Genomic DNA, 18,905 nt, shown 5'->3' with positions numbered 1-18,905 from the left:
ACTTTTCCTATCTGGGGGCGATCTTGGTTTCGACGGGGGTTGCAAAGCAGATGCGGGCATACCGGGGTCTCAGATTTCCCGTTAAACACTGAATTTAAATAGTCGCAAACGACGAAACTTACGCACTGGCCGCTTAAGGCCTGCCGTTGCAGCAGTTGGTCAATGGGCTGTGTAGCGCAAGCTACCGCAACGTCATTCTACATTGACTGGTTTTCTGTCGGGTTACTTGGCAGGAAACGAGATTTAAGGTAACTGGTTCTCTGAAGGCCTGTTGGTCGGCATGATGGGGACGAGATTCTAAATAGACACAACTAAGTATGTAGAACGCTCTGTAGAGGACTTTCGGACGGGGGTTCGATTCCCCCCGCCTCCACCATACCCTATTTTCAGCAGTATCCTGTAATACGCATAAAGCCTTGAGCCATAACGGTTTCAAGGCTTTTTTATTACCTTGAATATGCTGGCGTATGCTTGAGTTTTCACAATTTATAGGGTAACTTTTAGGGTAACTTTTCATGAGTTACCCAAAAAAACAAGCCCGAAAAGTGGGCAAATTAGCCCTATTTTTTTAAACAAGTTACCCCAAAAGTCCATAAAACCAATTATTAACAATAGCTTAATGAGTTTTTAAAAGTTACCCCAAACTGGATTAAAAATGCCTAAACAGACGCTACCGCTTACAGACAGCCAATGCAAAAAACTGGAAGCCCCCCAGCAGTTATCAGATGGCGGCGGCTTATATCTACAAGCAAGGGGAAATGGCAAATACTGGCGTTTTCGTTACTACCGGCCAAGCGACAACAAACGCGATGAAATGCGACTGGGTGTCTATCCTGAAATCAGCTTAAAAGCAGCAAGAGAAAAACGCGAAGAATTGCGCGGACTGATAGCAAAAGGGATAGACCCTAAGCTACACCAGCAAGACAAAGCACAGAGGCAGGCAGAGCAGCTAAAAAACACATTTGAGGCTATTGCGCGCAAATGGCATAGCGACCAAGTAGCAAAGCCGAATAAATGGAAGCCTGACCATGCACAAAGAGTTATCCGTAGCCTTGAGCTTCATATTTTCCCTGACCTTGCAACACGCAAAATAGACGAAATCATGCCGCTTGAGGTTTTAGGACTGTTGCAGAGGCTGGAATCGGCGGGGAAATATGACACGGCACAAAAAATTTATGACGTAGTAAATCAAGTTTTCAAATATGCCGTGAAACTTCGCTTGAGCCTATTCAATCCCGCCGCCGAATTGCGGGGAGAGCTGGCAAAGGTGGAACAGAAACATTACCGCTTCATTAAAGACCCGCAAAGGATAGGCGAGATGTTACGAGCTTTTGACGGTTACGCTGGCTTTCCGCAAACACGCGCCCTATTACAGCTTTCCCCTTATGTATTTGCCCGCCCTTCCGAATTGCGTTTATTGCGCTGGTGTGAAATTGATTGGGAGGAGCAGCAATACTATAAAGACGGCGTAAACATGAAGAACAAGATAGACCATATTGTTCCCTTGAGCCGCCAAGCCTTAGCAATACTGGACGGCTTGAAACCCGTAACGGGGCATTATGAATATGTATTTTGTAACACCAGCAAAAAACAGCCCTTGAGCGAGGGAGCAATACGAAAAGCATTAGACCGTCTAGGATTCTTGGAAGAAACCACACAGCACGGCTTTAGACATACAGCCAGCACGATACTGAATGAGATGGGCTATAACGCCGATTGGGTAGAGCGACAACTAGCCCACAAAGACCCCAACACGACAAGGGCAGCCTACAACCATGCGGAATATTTAGAACAGCGCGCCGATATGGTTCAAAAATGGGCTGATTATCTTGATGAATTGAAAGCACATTCAGGCGTATTGCAGGAAACGGCAGAATAAACTATCATCTTAAGCATTACGAAAGAAAACCATGCGGATATTTAGAAACCAGTGGATAACGAAATTTGCCAAGAAGCACAAAATCAGCGATTCCGAGCTGATAGAAGCGGTAGAGCGGGCAGGTAAAGGAGTGATAGACGCAGATTTAGGCGGCGGTATTATCAAGCAGCGCATAGCAAGGCAAGGACAAGGCAGAAGCGGCGGTTATCGTAGCCTGATATTTTTCAGACGTGGGGAACGGGCGTTTTTCATGACTGCCTTTGCCAAGAACGACCGCGAAAACATCACGAACAAAGAACTTGCAGAATTAAAGAAAGCCGCCGCCATCATCTTGGCAATGACGGAAACCGACATAGAACAAGCCAAATCAAACGGCACTTTCACGGAGATACAGCCATGAAATACAAAAGCGAGATTTTCGCAGCAATACATGAAACCATGCAGGGACTTCACGACATCGGCGTCATTGACAAAAAAACAATGCGCGATTTTGACAAATCATGCCTGACCGAAATCAAACCATTGAGCGGCGAAGACATCAAGGCAATCAGAGAGCGCGAAGCATTATCACAAGCCGCTTTTGCCATGTATCTAAACATCGGCAAAAACCAAGTTTCCGAATGGGAGCGGGGTATTAAAAAGCCGAGCGGCGCGGCTTTGAAGCTGCTTACTATCGTCAAGAACAAGGGAATTGAGGCGATTGCCTAAAAATACGTCTGAAAATATCCGCTTCAAGTTATCGGGGAAATTTAAGGCTAACATAATGAGAACATGGGAAGAATTAGAAAATTTGGCTTGGCAGGCTAGTAGCTTTTCAGCACCAGCTACAAGCAGACTGTTAGCAGCGTTAAAGCGATTGTTGCAGAACAGGACGCATGAGCAAATTGAATATGCTATTAGATTGATTGATGAAAACATCGAATATTATTTTCAAGAGGAAGAAGATACAGCCATTCGTGAACTAAAAGAAGCCCTTCACTTTGATGATAGTCTGCATAATTTGTTCGAGTGGGATTATTCAGATGGAGAGGTAAATTGTTATCCAACACATCGAGCTATCGAATATATTCAAGAGACATCATACTTAGAAACAGAGGAAAACACTGAAGATTATGAAGCGCTACTAGGGTATGTTGAGAGATATGGGATAGATGATGAAGATGATGAGCTTCCAAATGTAAAAGAGTTTGAATTAGTCGCAGTTTTAGCTTTAAAGCATTTTGAAAATGCTATGAGTGGGTTTTGCCCACAAACTGTTGAAGATGAAGCAAGTGATATAGATTTTCCAATCCCTCTTCAAGAATGGAAAGAGTTTCATAGAAAAAATGCAGTGAGCGATTTATTGAGGGCATGGAACATTTTAAGGATTGCTGAATATGATTTTATGAGCAGTCAGAGAGATGAGGAACTGAAGAAACTTATAAAAGAAGTAAAAGAAAATGCAATTTCGGAAAACGCTAAAAGAGCAGGAAAAGCCAAGCAAAGCCCTTATGAAAAAGCAGGAACGATAGCAGCCGTAAATCAGTTATTGGAGGAAAGAAAGGGAAAGTTAAATCAAAGAGGAGGAAAAGCTGAATTAATCAGCCTGATTATCCGTAAAATTAATAACGGTGAAATCCCCGCCCCTGATGTTCCAACAGAAAGAACGGTTGTAGAGTGGATAAAAAAATTTGAGCAAAACATGAAATCAACTAGCTGACTTCATGAAATCAACACGCTATTTCATGAAATCAACACGCTACTGCCTAAACAGCCGCCCATTGAGGCGGCTATATTTGTGCCTATCGAAACGCCAGCAACCCGCAGGCGTGATTAACCAAACGGAGGCAATAAATGCACATTATCAATATCGACAGCTTACCTGATACCGCGCAATTAACTATTGCAGAACTTGAGACAAGCCAAGCGAAAGGACGGCGCGGAATCACTCGCTTGAGCAGTAGCCAAATCAGACGACTGGAGGCAGCAGGACAATTCCCGCAATCACGCCAAATCACAGGCACGCGCAGCCGCTTTTATGTAGCAGGAGAAGTGAAGAAATGGCTTACAGAACAGGCAAGCTAATGAAAGGAGAACAGGAGTTTTCGGACCAATACGCGCCCGCGCGCGCGATGATAACTCAAGACCTGATTTTTGAAAAATAAAACCGCCTGAACGGCCATTCAGACGGCGAAATTAAAAGGTAAAAGATTATGAAAAATAATTCTATCAGTATTAAGTCCAAAACGCCAAGCCAAAGAGAGCGCATTTTAGCCCGATTGAGAAAAGGGAGCGTTACTTCATGGGAGTTGGCACAGATGGGCATACTTGGCTATAACTCACGCATTATGGAGCTTCGCAGAGCGGGGCATGAAATCATAACCGTGATGGAAGATGTAAAAAACCAATTTGGGGAGACCGTGAAACGCGGGCGGTTTTCTTTGCTGGTGTCGGAAAGGAGCAAGTCATAACGCCAAGCGCGCCTGTAAAACGTGCTAGGCGAGGCATAAATCCTTTTAATTAAAAGCAGAATCAGGCGCTTATAAAAATACCGTCTGAAAAGTATTTACAAACACCAAGCAAAACGGCAAGATTAGCTAACCTGTTCAATAGCAGGTCAGCCGTAGGAAGCTGAAACAAACAGGCAGATACAAAGCCGCCTAGCGGTTTTTTTTGTATCTATCCCCTAGCTTTACCTTTTTATGGTGGGCGGGGCAAGGAGGGCGCACGCCCACTGGTACTGTTTGCCAGTTTCCTACCCTTGCCCTTTGCCCGCCGCCCCACCGTGTAGGAACGGAAAGGCGGCATTAGCCAAACAGAAAGGTAAACATCTCATGAAATCTTCAAATTCTACCCAAATCCAAACCATTCAAAATCAAGCCCAAACGGTAACCATCCCTTTAGAGCTGGCAAACCGCATTATGGCCGCGCTGTACTACGGCGGCGAATTTATCGCCAATACGGGCGCAATCATCGACACCATTTGCGACAACATGGCCGCCCATCCCGTCCACAACACCCCCATAAGTGCGATCAGAAGCACGGCACGCCTTGCCACAGTCATTCAAACCCTAGTCCCCCATGCGGAAAACTTGGAATCTTTCGATTTGTCATCCGAGCTTGAGGGATATATTCAAAACCGACCCCATCCCGCGCCCTGACGATTCAGACGGCGGCGGCTACATCTGCAACCAATGCACCCCCAAAGGCGGCAGCGGTTTTGACCTGCTGGTGTTTGGTTACAGCTTTACGGAATCTGTAAATCAGGTTTCCGCCCTGCTGGAGCTTTCAGACGACCTGAAAGAATGGGCTACTTACAGAGTAACCAAAGCAGATTAAGCCCACCTATTCCCTGAAATTTACCCGCCTTTATGCCGCCTATTTCAGACGGCATAGGGCAAACTTCGCCCTAGTGTTTTCATAACTAATTGATTTTATTAGATTCATGTTTTGAAACACTGGAGGCAGAGCAAAGGATAAAACCATGAAACAGACCAATAAATCCGACCGTTTCCGCCGGTATTTAAACCGCGCCTTGCTGGTGTTTTGGGTGTTGCTTTTGGCTTTGGTAGTCCGAGCCTGTAACCAGCCCGCCCACGCCGACACGGAGCAACTAGAGCAGGAAACGCCCGCGATATGGGAAACCGACCCGACCGCTGGAATTGTTTTAGAGCCAGTATCAGAGGAGGCAGAGCAATGAAAACCATCATGGATAAGCTGGCAAACCAACTAAACAGCAAAGAAAAGGCAATCGCAGCGGTGGACGTTGTAAGCACCATCTTGCTGATTGTGAATGACGGAGCAAGCCAAAAAGAGGCGATTCATACTGTATCAGTCATAGCCCGCGAAGCTATGGACAGATTCGAGGAAGTAGGAAAATGAAACCAACATACAAAGAAATCAGAGCAGCCGCGCAATACCACTGGCGGGAAATACACGCGGCATTAGGCATAGACCAGCGATACCTGAAAAACAAACACCAGCCCTGCCCCGCGTGTGGAGGGAAAGACCGTTTCAGATATGACGACAAGGACGGAAACGGCACATTCATTTGCAGCCATTACAACAACGGCGCGGGCGATGGTTTCGGCTTGGTAATGCACTTTTTCAGGTGTGATATTCAGACGGCCTTAAAGCAGGTTGCAGGCGTTTTAGGCATGGACAATGCAGACCCTTTGCCGATACCGCCAACACGCCTACAAGCGCAACCACGCCCCGAAAAAGACCAAATCGAGAAGCTGGCCGCATTATGGAGAAGCACAGAACCTATCCGCCCCGATTCCCCTGTTATCCAGTATCTGAAATCACGCGGTTTGGAGATGGCGCATTTACCCGAAAACGTCCGTTTTCTACCTGAAAAAGACTATTGGACAACAGGCGAAGACAAGCCGCTTTTGCTTGGTAGTTTCCCCTGTATGGTTTGCGCTATCCGCGATATGGACGAGGAGCTTCAAGGCTTGCACCTTACCTATCTTCAGACGGCCTATGACAAGCCATGCGGAGAGGACGGACTACACGCCCCGCGCTATCAGAAACTCGTAATCAAAGACCCTGTAACAGGCGAAACATTACCGGCCAAGAAAATGCGAAACCGTAAGCAAGGCAGCATTTCAGGGCAAGCCGTCCACCTGTTCCCGATTCCTGAAAATGGCCGTCTTGTCATTGCAGAGGGCATAGAAACCGCCCTTGCCGCCCGTGAATTATGCAAGGCTTACGATTGGGGCTTATGCGCGGCCTTGAGCGCAAACAGCTTGGCAAATTTTCACTTTTTGAACGGTATAAAAGAAATTGCAATTATTGCCGATAACGACACGCCCCGCCCTGTTGGTTACAGAGCCGCTTATGACTTGGCAATGCGAGCCATTAAGCAGGGAATCAAGGCGAGCATATGGCAAAGCAAAACGCCAGGCTATGACGCACTGGACGAACTGAACGAGAAAAAGCAATCAGACAATCATTTCGGAGGACAGACAGCATGAAAAATACCGAAACAGCGAAGCAGGAAAGCCCTAACGACTACAACCTTGAGAATATCGAGCCATTCCGCCCGCGCCCTCACTTTGAAATCGATAATCGGGGCGTATGGTGGGTAAACGTTAGAACCGACAAAGACGGAGATGTTATCGAAGCAGAGCCGCTATTTCTTTCCGACCCTATCGACATTATAGGCACGGGGCAAGACAACGACGGCGCGTATTATCGGATTATCAAGTTTAAAGACAAGATCACACGCCAACAAAAGACCGCCGCCCTACCACAAGCAGAAATCGGCACAGTTCAAGGCTGGCAGCGTTTGCAGAATTTCGGCCTAGTCATCATGAGCGGGCGGGCAAAAAGGGAAAAACTGGCTGACTATTTGCAGAAAGAGGGAAGCTCGACAGCCTTTACCATTACCGACCGCGCAGGCTGGCACAAAGACAGCTACATTATGCCCAGCGGGGAAACCATCACCGCGACCGACAAAGACCCCGCCATTATCTACAACGGCGACACCAGCCAAGCAAAGGCATATCAGCCAAACGGAGAGCTTACCGACTGGCAACAAAACATAGCCCGATATGCAATAGGAAATAGCCGTTTGTGCCTTGCTTTGGGAGCTTCATTTGCCGCTCCGTTGCTTTCCCTGTTAAACGAAGAATCGGGGGGCTTCCACTTGATGGGCGATTCTTCAGACGGCAAAACCACAGCCGCAAAAGTAGCCTTGAGCGTATGGGGCAAACCATCAGGAAGCCTGTTGTCTTGGAGCGGTACGAAAATAGGCTTTTCCAACACAGCCGCCGCCCGCAATGATGGCTTGTTGGTGTTGGACGAAATAGGACAGGCAAGCCCGCACGTTATCGGCGATACTGTTTATAGCGTTATGAACGGTATCAACAAAGTGCAAGGCGCAAAACAAGGCGGAAACCGCGCTTTAAGCCGCTGGAAAGTGATGATGTTTTCCACTGGCGAAAAGACCCCCGATTCCATCTTGAAGCACCATAAGGGCGATTGGAACGCAGGACAAGCCGCCCGCCTGCCTAGTATCAGAGCCGCCGCGCAATACGGCATTTATGACACATTGCACGGATTTGAAGATGGCGCATTGTTGAGCGAACATATCGCCCAATCAGCCGAAAAATATCACGGAACGGCAGGAAGACTATTTATCCAACAGCTTTTAGACGACCTAGAACAAGCCAAACAGCAGGCAACGGAGCGCATGGCCGCATTTATGGCAACCATTCCCGAACTATCAGGACAGGCGCGAAGAGTAGCAAAACGCTTTGCTATCGCCGCCGCCGCTTTGGAACTTGCCGCCCCTGTTACCAGCTTGCCCATAGGTGTAGGCATGGCAGGCGTGAAAAAATGCTTTGATGAATGGCTGGAAGCCAACGGAGCAGGAAAACACGAAGACCGCCGAATCATTGAGCAGGCAGAGGATTTTATCGCCCAGCACGCATTAGGCACACGGTTTATGGAATGGAGCGATAAAAGCACCAATAAAGACCATGCAGGATATAGGAAACAGGAGGGGGAAAAATTGGAATTATGGGTAATCCGCCGTGTCTTTGCTAATGAAATCGCCCAAAGTTTCGATGAAGCGAAAGTTTGCCGTGTATTGGCAGATAATGGATTGTTGAAATATAACCACAAAAACAGAGGCTATCAACACCAGCGGAAAGGTAACGGCTGGTTTCATGTTTTAGCTACCAATATAGAACTGGACGACTAATCATTTACATGGGGTTAATTCCAAAATCCTAACCAAGCCCGCCATGACCAACACAGGCGGGCTTTTTTACGTCTAAACATTCAGGCAGACCAACCAAGAAAGCATAAAATTAACAGGAAGCCCCTAAATCTCAAAAATTAGAGCCATTCACACCATACCATATACCTAACCCTACACAAAAGCAAAACGCGCTTACAGCGCAATTACGCCCTATTTCCGCCATGACCAACAAAGACAGACGAGGGATAAATAATTTCGACACCAATACGCGCGCGCGTAATAATGTAGCCCTTGAATTTTGCGAGCCCATAAAAAAGGAAAGAAGACTAAGACACGCGAAAAGATAAAACCATATGCGCGAGGCAAAATCACTTGTTACCTTTGTTACCACAAAATTTAACATTTATAACTATATGAATATAAATATAAAAACACAGAAAAAACGGTAACAAATGAACATAAATTTACTTGTTACCGATTTGTTACCACTTGTTACCCTTTTATATTCATATGGTTACATTTAAAAAATAGGGGCGGTAACAAATGGTAACAAGGTTAAGATTTGTATTTTGTTACCACGAAAGCCACGAATAGCAAGCCTTTCAGCCATTGGTAACAAGGTAACAAACGATTTTTGCGTTTTTTTGTATATATACGCTTTCTTTTGCGGGCAAATGACCGGCAGAACTGATACAGACAAAAGCCGCCCGAAAGGCAATATCGGACGGCTGGAAAATAAAGCAAGCACCAGCCCACAAGACGGCGCGTGATTGCTGGTGTTACAATCAGACCATATTTCACAGCTTGGCAGAAATGCCACAAAATATTTTTGCCCCTGCTACCCAAACGGCTTAAACTGACAATCTGACAAGGGGTAAATAGTGCCAAAAAAATGCCCCTACCTTAAAGTTTTGGGGTAACTTTTGGGGTAACTTTTACCGCAAACAAGAATATGATTATATTTAAATCAATAAGTTAATCTCAAAGTACGGTTGACCCCGCCTCCACCAGATTTAAAGCGCAAACTTTTGATACAAAAAGGTTTGCGCTTTTTTATAAACTTAAACAGGCCGTCTGAAACTTTTCAGACGGCCTGTTTTTATATCAAATATCTGAGCGAAAAAACTTTTTCTTTCGATACATTCCCAATAGTGCTTTAAAAAATTTCAGCCTCACATTTTTCTATCTGATTTCATATTCATTTTACGATGAGGTCTAACCGTTACACTCAAGGGCAGATGATCTGACAAATGCTGCCAGTCTTTACTGTTGTGGATTTCAGAATCGATGACATCAAGGTTGCGCGTGTAAATGCGGTCAAGACTGAGGATGGGCAGGCGCGAAGGGAAGGTTTTGGGGCGTTTGCCTGTATTATCGACAAATACTTCGTTCAAATCTAATGCCCTGCCCAGCTCACGCGCTGATTTCTGCCGCCAGTCATTGAAATCGCCGGCGATAATCAACGGGCTTTCCGGACGAATATATCGGCCAACGTAGTCGCTGATGGCTCGGTATTGTTTGAGACGATCCGGCTCGCGCAGGTTGAGGTGGACGCACAAACACACCAGCGGGTCTTCCCAACCTTCGGGTACGACTTCGCAATGCAACAGACCGCGCTGTTCGAGTTTGTTGACGCTGATGTTGAGGTTGTTTTCCGTTTTCAGCGGCAGGCGGCTGAGAATGGCGTTGCCGTGGTGTCGTTTAGGATAGACAGCATTTTTGCCGTAGCTGCGATGGTAATCGAGGCTGTCGCCGATGATGTCGTAATGCGGCGCATCGGGGAAGTCGGTACGGCGGCTTCTATTGAGATGTTGTCCTTGGACTTCTTGTAAAAACAAAACGTCCGAACCCAATGCACCCAACGCGTCAGCCATACGGTTGACCTGTACTTTGCGGTTGAGCGCAGACATGCCTTTGTGCATATTGTAAGAAGTAATGGTAACTGGACGGGGAGACATGATGTGTGATGAAGCGGTTTATTTGTTTTAGTATAGCACCGGAGCGTGTGGTTTTACGGCAATTTTGGTTATACTTGTTTAACGAATAAAACGGCGTTTTGACAGGGAATTTCCCAATCAAAACGCCTTTTGTTTTTCAGACGGCCTTGCGTCCGAATCAGTTGTTGATTACTTCAACATTGGTTTCAAAAGTAACGGTATGTTGGTATTTGGATGCTGTTTTGCGTTTCGGATAAGGATATTTGGAAACGCTTTTCACTGCGCGTTCGTCCATTTCAGGATTGCCGCTGGATTGAATGATATTTACGCGGTCAACATCGCCGGCAGGTGTTGTGAAGACATCCATCAAAACGGTTTTAACGCTGCCGTTTTGCGCTTTCATGGCTTCCAGAGTTTCGGTATCGGCTGCTTGAGCAGTACCGAATACAGCGGCAAACAACAGGGCTGAGGCGAGGAGTTTAGTCGTTTTCATGTTTTAGTCCTTATTAGGGTTGTGGTTAGGTTAAATATTTCAGACGGCCTGATTCGTCGTTATTTGAAATTCAAAATCGGCCAACCTTTTGCTTTGGCTTCTTTTTCCAGCTCGGCATCCGGATTGACGGCGACAGGTTCGTCCACGATACGAAGCAACGGAAAATCGTTTTTGGAGTCGCTGTAAAAATAAACCTTACCGTAGCTTTCAAAGGTCTCGCCGCGCTCGGCAAGCCATTGGTTCAATCGGGTAATTTTGCCTTCTTTCAGACTGGGCGTACCGACATAGTTGCCGGTATATCGGCCGTCTTCACCGGTTTCAAGCTGTGTGCCGATGACGTTGTAAATACCGAAAAGATGGCAGATAGGGGTAATGATAAATTCGTTGGTCGAAGAAATAACCAACATTTCATCGCCCGCCATTTGATGGCTTTGCACCAACATACGCTGCATCGGGGAAATATACGGAACAATATATTCAGCCATAAACTCGCGATGAAACTCAGCCAATTCTTCCTTGCTGAATCGGGCTAAAGGCGCGAGATGGAATTTGAGGAAGGCATCGATATCAAGACAACCGTTTTGATAGTCTTGGTAGAACTTTTCATTTTGCGCCTCGGTTTCGGCCGCATCCACTATGCCTTTTTTAATCAGGTATTGCGGCCAGGAGTGATCCGAATCGGTATTGATTAAGGTATTGTCGAGGTCGAAAATGGCAAGGTTTTTCATTGGGTTTCCTGTTGTTTTAGAAGCTGGCGCAAAAGCGGCAAAGTAATACGCTTGCCCATCATAACGGCGTAGTTGTCGAGGGTATCGAGCATTTGCATCAGGCTGTCCATATCGCGCCGCCAATGGTTCAGCAGGTATTCGAAGATTTCCGGATCGATGGTTACCTGACGAGCAGCCGCCATGCTGACGAGCGCATCGATTTTTTCCCGGTCGGTCAGCGGTTTGACTTCGTAAACCAAGCAATACGCCATGCGTGTGCGCAGGTCTTCGCGGATAACGAGTTGTTGCGGCGTATATTCAGAACTCAAAAGCAAAAAGCCTTTGCCGCTGTTGCGGAAGCGGTTGAAGATGGCAAACAGTAAAGCCTGTTCTTCATTATTAAGCTTTTCGATTTGGTCAATGGCAAGATATTCCGCATCCAACGCGGCTTCCGTCAGCGGCGTGGCGGCGGCATCAATATAGATGGCATTTCGTCCGGCATCGAGCGCCTGTGCGACCCATGCCTGCAAGAGATGGCTTTTGCCTGCGCCCTCTTCGCCCCAAACATAGATAAATTGCCCATGTTTGTGCTGCAACACATACACCAGCTCGGCATTTTCTGTTCCCAGAAATTTGTCGAAGCCGGGATAATCATGGCTGGCAAAATCGAAGATGAGCTGGTTCACAAAGGCGCACCGGTTAGATTGAAATCGGTTTTATTTTACGTTGTTTTGCCGTCCACCATCAAGGATAAAGGCCGTCTGAAGCCTATACCTGCAACATATCTGCACTTCTAAACATATCTTGACGCGCTTACGGCATTGGTTTTATTCCGCTTTGGTTTTACAATGTCGAACTTCTCGCCGAAACATTTGTCTGTTCTTTTTCAGACGGCCTTTTTATTTGGGGAACCCTAGTGATTTCTACCCTTATTGATTTCATCCTCCATATCGACCAACACCTTGTCCACCTTTCCGCTCAATACGGCCCGTGGATTTACGCGATTTTGTTTGTTGTGATTTTCTGCGAAACCGGTTTGGTCGTAACGCCATTTTTACCCGGTGACTCGCTGCTGTTTGCTGCAGGCGGTATTGCGGCCATCGGCGGCATGAACATCCACGTTATGGTATTGCTGCTCTTAGCGGCCGCCATTTTAGGCGATGCGGCCAACTTTATGATCGGCAAGTATTTTGGACAAAAACTGTTTGCCAATCCTGATTCCAAAATTTTCCGCCGTTCGTATTTGGAAAAAACCCATGCGTTCTATGAAAAACACGGCGGCAAAACCATCATCATTGCGCGCTTTGTGCCGATTGTGCGGACGTTTGCGCCATTTGTCGCCGGCATGGGCGATATGCACTACGGGACATTTATCCGTTACAACATTATCGGCGCGGTGTTGTGGGTATTGTCGTTTTCCTATGCAGGCTACTTCTTCGCCAACATCCCCGTCGTCAAAAACAATTTGGGCTTAGTCATGGCGGCAATCATCGTGATTTCGATTTTACCCGCGGTAGTCGAAGTCATCCGCGCCAAACTTAACGCTAAAAAATAACAATCAATCGAAAAGTTTGAAAGTTTAAACACATCAAGGAATTGTCATGCCGTTGTTGTCTATTGAGTTTGCGGTATTCTTTATCGTATTTTTGCTGCTGTACTGGGCATTTGCACGTTTGCCGAAAGTTCAAAACATTTTACTTTTGGTTGCCGGACTAGGCTGGCTTTACCGTATCGACCCCATCTTTGCCGCGCTGATTTTGGTTTACTCGTCTGTGGTTTACCTGGTCAGCGTGCTGATGTTTTCTGAAAATGAGCATATCCGCAAATTTTGGCTGGGTTGCGGTATTTTGGCGGCATTGACTGTTTTGTGTTTCTTCAAATACTTCGACTTTTTTCGCCCGATTATTCAGCAATATACGGGGCAAAGCGCCGTCATCGACATCCTTTTGCCTTTGGGCTTGTCTTATTACACTTTCCAATCGCTGGCTTACTTGGTGTATTGCTACCGCGAGCCTAAAGGGGAGCGTTTTGAATGGCACGAGCTCCTACTGCATCTGAGCTTCTTCCCCACCATCACATCCGGCCCGATTATCCGTGCAGCCGCTTTTAAAAGCATAGATGGCGAACAAGCAGGCGCATTGGTGCAAATCCGCACCAAACAGGCACGCCAGCTGATTTATCCGGCTTTGGCGGTTGGCCTGATTATGTTGGGCATTGCCAAAAAGTGGTGGCTTGCCGGCGTATTAGCGGAAGGTTGGGTATCGCCTGTTTTTGAAAATCCGGCTCAGTTCGACGGCTGGGGCGTGTTGTCTGCGATTTATGGCTACACCTTCCAACTCTTTTTCGACTTTTCCGGCTACTCGGATTTGGTCATCGGCTTGGCCATGCTGCTCGGCTTCAAACTGCCGAAAAACTTTGCCGCGCCGCTTCGCGCCATCAACATCCGCGACTTCTGGGACAGATGGCATATCAGCCTGTCCACTTGGATTCGCGACTATATCTATATCCCTTTGGGCGGCAGCAAAAAAGGCTTCGGACGCACCCAGCTCAATCTGATGATTGCCATGTTGCTTTCCGGCATTTGGCATGGCTATGGCTGGAGCTTTTTGATTTGGGGCGCGCTGCACGGTGCGGCTTTAGTATTTCTTAATTGTGGCGATAAAATCGTTGGCCGCAATGCTTTAGGCCGTCTGAAAATCGGTAAACCGCTCGCCTGGCTGTTTACTTTCCATTTCGTTTGTTTCGCTTTTGTCGTATTCAACAGCGCAACGCTTGCCGATACGGAAATGCTGTTCAGTGCATTATTTGCCAATGACAAAGGTTGGAATGCACCTCTGCCTACCGACCTTATGTTGCTGGGTGCATTTTCACTGATGCTTTTACTGTACCCGTATTTGCTTCGCCTATTTGAAGCATCGGTAAAAGGCTTGGACAAACTGCCTGCATGGCTGTGGTTTATCCCCATCACGCTTATCCTCGCCCTGATTATCGTCTTCGCCCCGTCCGGCATTCCCGGCTTTATTTACGCCAACTTCTAAGGAGCAGAACATGAAACGCTTTATCTCCCTGTTTGTTTCGATTCTGCTCAGTGCATTTGCGCTGACGTGGTTTGCCCAAAACTCCATCAATGCCTATTGGCAGCAGACCTATCATGAGAACAGTCCGCTTGAGCCTTTATCCGAATACGCTTGGTGGAAGATTGGTGCGGATTGGCAACAAAAAGCCTACGAATTTTCAGACGGCCTGAAAGCTTCACTGGAAACAGAAGACGCTTTGGCTTCGGAAGACTCTGGCATTGAAACAACAAGGTCGTCTGAAAATACCGAAGATATTGGGGTATCGGACAACCAAAAAGACTCTGCTGCTTCTGATGTAGCCAACAATACGGATACCGCAGCCAGCGAGCCAAGCAATCAGGCTGATCAGTCGGCAACGCAGGTTGTATTGAAAAAAGGCAACAAAGTTTTCTTTGCCGGCGACTCGCTGATGCAGGGCGTTGCACCTTTTGTACAAAAGCACCTCAAGCAAGAATATGGCGTACAATCGGTCAACCTCAGCAAACAAAGCACCGGTTTATCCTACCCCAATTTCTTCGACTGGCCGAAAACCATCGAACAAACTTTGCAAAAAGAACCCGACATCCGCGTTTTGGTTGTATTCTTAGGCCCTAACGACCCTTGGGATTTCCCGATGGGTAAAAAATACCTGAAGTTCGCCTCCCCCGAATGGGAGGCAGAATACCTCAACCGCGTCCGCCGTATTCTTGATGCAGCCTCCACACATGATGTCCAAGTCATTTGGCTGGGCATTCCTTACATGAAAAAAGCCAAGCTCAACGAACAGATGCGCTACCTCGACAAAATCCTGTCAGGTACGGTGTCGCCTCAAGCCATTTGGCTGCCGACCGACAAACTGTTGAGCAATGGCGCAGAAGAATATGCCGACTCTGTCAAAGTAGATGGAAAAATCATCCGTTACCGCAGTAAGGACGGCATTCACTTTTCCGCAGAAGGCCAAAAGCTATTGGCCGGAAAAATTATGGAAAAAATTAATTTTACACACGATACACAACCATGAAATTTAATAAAACCTTACTCCTTACGCTTCTCGCACTCCCTATTACCGCCTGCGCCTCCAATGACGGCCTGTTAAGTAACTACGACTCCAACCGCCCTGCCTGGCTGAACAAACTCCAACAGCTCAACAATGCTTCAGACGGCAAGTTTCGTATTATCCAAGTCGGCGACTCCCACACCGCCGGCGACTATTTCACCGACCGCCTGCGTCGCCGTTTGCAACAACAATGGGGCAACGGCGGCATCGGTTGGGTTTATCCCAACACCGTCAAGGGCCAGCGTATGGCTACCGTCCGTTACAGCGGCAGCGGTTGGAACACCATCAGCAGCCGCAAATCACACAGCGATTTTTCTTTCGGCGGGATTGAAGCACGCGCCGATGGTGGCAGCGTTACCTTAAGCGCAGCCGACGGCAGCATGGATATGCAACAAATCTCCATTTTCGGCAAACCGGTTTGGTCAGAGCAAACCCTGACCGTCAACGGCCGCGAAATCCCTGCCACACAAAACGGTTGGCAACTGTTGCGTACCAATGCCTCCCTGCCGATGACCCTCAGCAGCAGCATGCCTTGGCAAATCGGTTTCATTAATATCGAACGCCCCGGACGCGGCGTAACCGTTTCCGCCATGGGCATCAACGGCGCGCAGTTATCCCAATGGTCAAAATGGCGGCCGGGCATGTGGGAAGATTTAGCACAAACCAAAGCCGATTTAATCATCCTTGCCTACGGTACCAATGAAGCCTTTTCCGGCAACCTCGATATTTCCTCTACCGAGCGAACATGGCGCAATTACATCCGTCAAATCAAAAACACCTTGCCCAACGCAGGTATCCTGATCCTCGGCGCTCCGGAATCTTTGAAAACCGCCTACGGCAGCTGCGGCAACCGTCCTGTCTTGCTCAGCGAAGTACAACAAATGCAGCAACGCGTTGCCCGTGACGAAAAAATCATGTTCTGGTCTTGGCAAGATGCAATGGGGGGCGCATGCAGCATGAAAAGCTGGATGGCTCAAGGCTTGGCAGCCAAAGACGGCGTTCACTTCTCTGCACAAGGTTACGAAACTGCAGCCGATAAGCTTGCCGACAGCCTGATCCGCTTTGCTCAATAAATTAGCCAAAGCCTAAGTACTTTTCATTAACAGTACACAAAAGGCCGTCTGAAATTAATATTTCAGACGGCCTTTTATTTATCGCTTATTCAGCAAACTGCTTAATTTTTAAGCCAACATATTGCTGCTCATGCGTTGCGTTTGATTTTCCGTAAAACGAACCAATCCTGCCTGCTTGTCAAAGCCTAATGGCTTGGCGACAAGACGGTTGGGCAGCTTGTTTAAATGATGGTTGTAACTTCCGGCCCTGCGATTGTAAGTGCGGCGTGCCAATGCGACTTCCGCTTCTGCTGCATTCAGCATTTCCATCAAACCGGCCAATTTCTTATCAGGATACTGTTTCAAAAGACCGTTGACGGCAGTTTGCAATTTTTTCAGCGCATAATTCAATGCTGTTTCGGCTTCACACAGATGTTTGATTTTGGATTCGGAAAATGTTTTGACAGTTTGCGCCAATGCGGTTTCGACTTCGGCACACATCTGCTGAACGTTTTGATCCGATGCAATGCCCTGCTCTTGCAGGTGTTTGCTGTATGCATCCAATACATGACGGACAGCCTGATGGCGGCAGTCGAGCGCAATGCGCAAAGAGACAAAGGATTCGTGACAGTCTTTTTTGTGGTCTTTCAACTGTTGTTTGAAATACAATAAGACGGCGGTGATTGATACGAAGATAAGTGCAAGACTAATAATACCCATAGTAAGTTCCCTAGTTATGATGCCACTTATATCGGTGGCTGATTTTTTACATTGATTATAATCCAATTTTAATATTTTTTCCCAATTTTCATAAAAAAGGCCGTCTAAAATTCAGACGGCCTGAAGTTTATATTTCTATTTCAATGCTTTGACTTGATGTCGATAACCCACACTTCTGATTGCGAACCCAAACGAAGGGGAATGCCCCAGAAGCCGTAGCCCGAAGTGGTGAAAAAATGGCCGTTGCCGATCGCCTCATAACCGTAAGCAAGACGATAAAGCGTACGGACGATAAGGTTGGCAGGTGCAACTTGGCCGTTGTGGACATGGCCGGAAACTTGCACATCAATCGGCAGCCGTGCATGGGCTTCGATTGAAGTAGGACGGTGATCCATCAATAAAACCGGTAATTCGGTATTTTGACCTTCCAAAAGCTGCTCCGTGCTGGGACGCTTGCGATCCAAATCATCGCTCCGCCCTACCAGCAACATACCATTCACTTCCAAAACCTGATTGGCCAAAACCGTCAAACCTGCCGCTTCCAATTCATGTTTGATGCGCTTCTGATCGCGGAACCAGTCATGATTGCCCAAAGTGGCATAAACACCCATCGGCGCAGTCAGCTTCTGCAAATGCGGTTTCATGTTTTCTTTCAGATAGGCATCGACGGTATCGTCCATCAAATCGCCTGGCAGCAACACCATATCGACTTGTTCCTGCTTCATGATGTCCGTCAGCTTGTCCAATTGACGCGCGCCGAACAAAATCCCCAAGTGCAAATCACTGGCCACGCCGATACGCAACGGCTTATCCATTTTCTTATTGATGAATACGGTCTGATGTCGGACCACGGGCGTATAGGCGTTATACATCCCCAAACCGAGCAAACCGGCCACAAACAAAGGCGCAAACAGCCGCAGGCTTCGTGACAGTGGTTGGCGCGCCACAAAACGGCGCAGCAAAAGATACAGGATAAATGTCGCCAGCGCGGCATACATCACAAACAGCAAGATCACCATCCAAAACGCCACCACGCGGAACATCATATGTCCCAACTCCAGCAGCAAGCCGACCAACAAGCCGTTTGTAATGAAATAGGAAATACCCATCAGCCAATGTCTGCCGACTTTGCCAATCCAAGGCGCAAACAGCCATTGCAGCGAACGCCCGAGCCCGAATGTAAACACTTGCAACAGAATGACACTCACAAAAAACATCTTGCCAAACATGCCTTTCCGCCCTAAAAAATCAAAAGGCAGATTTTAGGCCGTCTGAAACTTTCAGTGTATAATCCCCCGCGTAAAAACCCATAA

22 protein-coding genes and 1 other RNA gene are annotated in these 18,905 nt (G+C 47.2%); 17 read left to right on the top strand and 6 right to left on the bottom strand.

From position 1 onward, the window contains the following. The first annotated feature begins 13 nt into the window (after window positions 1-13). From ssrA to ACTHTU_RS09575, 13 genes are all read left to right on the top strand, one after another. Window positions 14-376: a transfer-messenger RNA gene (gene ssrA / locus ACTHTU_RS09635) on the top strand. 279 nt (window positions 377-655) lie between these two features. Then, window positions 656-1,879 carry a tyrosine-type recombinase/integrase gene (locus ACTHTU_RS09630; protein ID WP_440362413.1) on the top strand — a complete coding sequence of 408 codons (1,224 nt, stop codon included), beginning with the start codon at window positions 656-658 and terminating at the stop codon, window positions 1,877-1,879. A 31-nt stretch (window positions 1,880-1,910) separates the two neighbouring features. Further along, window positions 1,911-2,279 (top strand): type II toxin-antitoxin system RelE/ParE family toxin, encoded by a 369-nt coding sequence (locus tag ACTHTU_RS09625; protein WP_440362412.1) that lies wholly within the window; start codon window positions 1,911-1,913, stop codon window positions 2,277-2,279. After that, window positions 2,276-2,587, top strand: a complete 312-nt coding sequence (locus ACTHTU_RS09620) for a helix-turn-helix domain-containing protein (protein ID WP_070646835.1) — start codon at window positions 2,276-2,278, stop codon at window positions 2,585-2,587. Before ACTHTU_RS09625 ends, ACTHTU_RS09620 begins: the two co-directional genes overlap by 4 nt. Before the next feature lie 55 nt (window positions 2,588-2,642). Continuing rightward, a complete protein-coding gene (locus ACTHTU_RS09615; RefSeq protein ID WP_070646834.1) occupies window positions 2,643-3,578 on the top strand; it encodes a hypothetical protein in 936 nt (311 codons plus the stop codon). 134 nt (window positions 3,579-3,712) lie between these two features. Then, window positions 3,713-3,943 (top strand): helix-turn-helix transcriptional regulator, encoded by a 231-nt coding sequence (locus tag ACTHTU_RS09610; RefSeq protein ID WP_049344708.1) that lies wholly within the window; start codon window positions 3,713-3,715, stop codon window positions 3,941-3,943. 128 nt (window positions 3,944-4,071) lie between these two features. After that, window positions 4,072-4,329: a helix-turn-helix domain-containing protein gene (locus ACTHTU_RS09605; RefSeq protein ID WP_440362411.1), complete on the top strand. Its 258-nt coding sequence runs from the start codon at window positions 4,072-4,074 to the stop codon at window positions 4,327-4,329. Window positions 4,330-4,692: 363 nt separating this feature from the next. Next, on the top strand, window positions 4,693-5,019 hold the full coding sequence (locus ACTHTU_RS09600) for a hypothetical protein (RefSeq protein WP_440362410.1): 327 nt from the start codon (window positions 4,693-4,695) through the stop codon (window positions 5,017-5,019). Further along, window positions 4,979-5,197 (top strand): hypothetical protein, encoded by a 219-nt coding sequence (locus ACTHTU_RS09595; RefSeq protein ID WP_440362409.1) that lies wholly within the window; start codon window positions 4,979-4,981, stop codon window positions 5,195-5,197. Before ACTHTU_RS09600 ends, ACTHTU_RS09595 begins: the two co-directional genes overlap by 41 nt. Before the next feature lie 145 nt (window positions 5,198-5,342). Beyond that, window positions 5,343-5,558: a hypothetical protein gene (locus ACTHTU_RS09590; protein WP_049351938.1), complete on the top strand. Its 216-nt coding sequence runs from the start codon at window positions 5,343-5,345 to the stop codon at window positions 5,556-5,558. After that, entirely contained in the window at window positions 5,555-5,740 is a 186-nt protein-coding gene (locus ACTHTU_RS09585; protein WP_070440650.1) for a polyribonucleotide nucleotidyltransferase, read from the top strand. The genes ACTHTU_RS09590 and ACTHTU_RS09585 overlap by 4 nt, the downstream gene beginning before the upstream one ends. After that, window positions 5,737-6,837 (top strand): DUF7146 domain-containing protein, encoded by a 1,101-nt coding sequence (locus ACTHTU_RS09580; protein WP_440362408.1) that lies wholly within the window; start codon window positions 5,737-5,739, stop codon window positions 6,835-6,837. The genes ACTHTU_RS09585 and ACTHTU_RS09580 overlap by 4 nt, the downstream gene beginning before the upstream one ends. Then, a complete protein-coding gene (locus tag ACTHTU_RS09575) occupies window positions 6,834-8,570 on the top strand; it encodes a DUF927 domain-containing protein (RefSeq protein ID WP_440362407.1) in 1,737 nt (578 codons plus the stop codon). Before ACTHTU_RS09580 ends, ACTHTU_RS09575 begins: the two co-directional genes overlap by 4 nt. A gap of 1,172 nt (window positions 8,571-9,742) precedes the next feature. Here the strand turns inward: ACTHTU_RS09575 and ACTHTU_RS09570 are convergent. From ACTHTU_RS09570 to hda, 4 genes are all read right to left on the bottom strand, one after another. Further along, window positions 9,743-10,528, bottom strand: a complete 786-nt coding sequence (locus ACTHTU_RS09570; protein ID WP_070584190.1) for an endonuclease/exonuclease/phosphatase family protein — start codon at window positions 10,526-10,528, stop codon at window positions 9,743-9,745. A 157-nt stretch (window positions 10,529-10,685) separates the two neighbouring features. Continuing rightward, complete coding sequence (locus tag ACTHTU_RS09565) at window positions 10,686-11,000, bottom strand: TonB family protein (protein ID WP_004519868.1); 315 nt, start codon at window positions 10,998-11,000, stop codon at window positions 10,686-10,688. 59 nt (window positions 11,001-11,059) lie between these two features. Beyond that, complete coding sequence (locus ACTHTU_RS09560; RefSeq protein ID WP_440362406.1) at window positions 11,060-11,728, bottom strand: HAD family hydrolase; 669 nt, start codon at window positions 11,726-11,728, stop codon at window positions 11,060-11,062. Next, window positions 11,725-12,393 carry a DnaA regulatory inactivator Hda gene (hda, locus tag ACTHTU_RS09555; protein WP_070459969.1) on the bottom strand — a complete coding sequence of 223 codons (669 nt, stop codon included), beginning with the start codon at window positions 12,391-12,393 and terminating at the stop codon, window positions 11,725-11,727. The genes ACTHTU_RS09560 and hda overlap by 4 nt, the downstream gene beginning before the upstream one ends. A gap of 230 nt (window positions 12,394-12,623) precedes the next feature. Here hda and ACTHTU_RS09550 point away from each other — a divergent pair, with 230 nt between their 5' ends. Genes ACTHTU_RS09550 through ACTHTU_RS09535 form a run of 4 tightly spaced genes read left to right on the top strand, consistent with a single transcriptional unit; the run spans window position 12,624 to window position 16,893 of the window. After that, window positions 12,624-13,262, top strand: coding sequence for a DedA family protein (locus ACTHTU_RS09550; RefSeq protein ID WP_070592086.1), 639 nt, complete (start codon window positions 12,624-12,626; stop codon window positions 13,260-13,262). 46 nt (window positions 13,263-13,308) lie between these two features. Beyond that, window positions 13,309-14,745: an MBOAT family O-acyltransferase gene (locus ACTHTU_RS09545; RefSeq protein WP_440362405.1), complete on the top strand. Its 1,437-nt coding sequence runs from the start codon at window positions 13,309-13,311 to the stop codon at window positions 14,743-14,745. 10 nt (window positions 14,746-14,755) lie between these two features. Then, a complete protein-coding gene (gene patB, locus ACTHTU_RS09540) occupies window positions 14,756-15,784 on the top strand; it encodes a peptidoglycan O-acetyltransferase PatB (RefSeq protein WP_440362404.1) in 1,029 nt (342 codons plus the stop codon). After that, window positions 15,781-16,893 carry an SGNH/GDSL hydrolase family protein gene (locus tag ACTHTU_RS09535; RefSeq protein WP_440362403.1) on the top strand — a complete coding sequence of 371 codons (1,113 nt, stop codon included), beginning with the start codon at window positions 15,781-15,783 and terminating at the stop codon, window positions 16,891-16,893. The genes patB and ACTHTU_RS09535 overlap by 4 nt, the downstream gene beginning before the upstream one ends. Window positions 16,894-17,001: 108 nt before the next feature. On the opposite strand, the gene ACTHTU_RS09530 is transcribed toward ACTHTU_RS09535, so the two are convergent. After that, a complete protein-coding gene (locus ACTHTU_RS09530; RefSeq protein WP_070646820.1) occupies window positions 17,002-17,592 on the bottom strand; it encodes a LemA family protein in 591 nt (196 codons plus the stop codon). 140 nt (window positions 17,593-17,732) lie between these two features. After that, window positions 17,733-18,821, bottom strand: coding sequence for a metallophosphoesterase (locus ACTHTU_RS09525; RefSeq protein WP_440362402.1), 1,089 nt, complete (start codon window positions 18,819-18,821; stop codon window positions 17,733-17,735). Window positions 18,822-18,905 lie beyond the last annotated feature (84 nt).

Source organism: Neisseria sp. P0020.S005 (assembly GCF_051957055.1).
Lineage (GTDB): Bacteria > Pseudomonadota > Gammaproteobacteria > Burkholderiales > Neisseriaceae > Neisseria > Neisseria subflava_A.
Note: the sequence above shows the minus strand (reverse complement) of the source record. Positions and strands in the feature narration are given on the sequence as shown.

Coding starts and splice junctions, on each gene's coding strand:
- ACTHTU_RS09630 (WP_440362413.1), top strand. CDS start 656: ATGCCTAAACAGACGCTACCGCTTACAGACAGCCAATGCAAAAAACTG.
- ACTHTU_RS09625 (WP_440362412.1), top strand. CDS start 1,911: ATGCGGATATTTAGAAACCAGTGGATAACGAAATTTGCCAAGAAGCAC.
- ACTHTU_RS09620 (WP_070646835.1), top strand. CDS start 2,276: ATGAAATACAAAAGCGAGATTTTCGCAGCAATACATGAAACCATGCAG.
- ACTHTU_RS09615 (WP_070646834.1), top strand. CDS start 2,643: ATGAGAACATGGGAAGAATTAGAAAATTTGGCTTGGCAGGCTAGTAGC.
- ACTHTU_RS09610 (WP_049344708.1), top strand. CDS start 3,713: ATGCACATTATCAATATCGACAGCTTACCTGATACCGCGCAATTAACT.
- ACTHTU_RS09605 (WP_440362411.1), top strand. CDS start 4,072: ATGAAAAATAATTCTATCAGTATTAAGTCCAAAACGCCAAGCCAAAGA.
- ACTHTU_RS09600 (WP_440362410.1), top strand. CDS start 4,693: ATGAAATCTTCAAATTCTACCCAAATCCAAACCATTCAAAATCAAGCC.
- ACTHTU_RS09590 (WP_049351938.1), top strand. CDS start 5,343: ATGAAACAGACCAATAAATCCGACCGTTTCCGCCGGTATTTAAACCGC.
- ACTHTU_RS09585 (WP_070440650.1), top strand. CDS start 5,555: ATGAAAACCATCATGGATAAGCTGGCAAACCAACTAAACAGCAAAGAA.
- ACTHTU_RS09580 (WP_440362408.1), top strand. CDS start 5,737: ATGAAACCAACATACAAAGAAATCAGAGCAGCCGCGCAATACCACTGG.
- ACTHTU_RS09575 (WP_440362407.1), top strand. CDS start 6,834: ATGAAAAATACCGAAACAGCGAAGCAGGAAAGCCCTAACGACTACAAC.
- ACTHTU_RS09570 (WP_070584190.1), bottom strand. CDS start 10,528: ATGTCTCCCCGTCCAGTTACCATTACTTCTTACAATATGCACAAAGGC.
- ACTHTU_RS09565 (WP_004519868.1), bottom strand. CDS start 11,000: ATGAAAACGACTAAACTCCTCGCCTCAGCCCTGTTGTTTGCCGCTGTA.
- ACTHTU_RS09560 (WP_440362406.1), bottom strand. CDS start 11,728: ATGAAAAACCTTGCCATTTTCGACCTCGACAATACCTTAATCAATACC.
- ACTHTU_RS09545 (WP_440362405.1), top strand. CDS start 13,309: ATGCCGTTGTTGTCTATTGAGTTTGCGGTATTCTTTATCGTATTTTTG.
- patB (WP_440362404.1), top strand. CDS start 14,756: ATGAAACGCTTTATCTCCCTGTTTGTTTCGATTCTGCTCAGTGCATTT.
- ACTHTU_RS09535 (WP_440362403.1), top strand. CDS start 15,781: ATGAAATTTAATAAAACCTTACTCCTTACGCTTCTCGCACTCCCTATT.
- ACTHTU_RS09530 (WP_070646820.1), bottom strand. CDS start 17,592: ATGGGTATTATTAGTCTTGCACTTATCTTCGTATCAATCACCGCCGTC.
- ACTHTU_RS09525 (WP_440362402.1), bottom strand. CDS start 18,821: ATGTTTGGCAAGATGTTTTTTGTGAGTGTCATTCTGTTGCAAGTGTTT.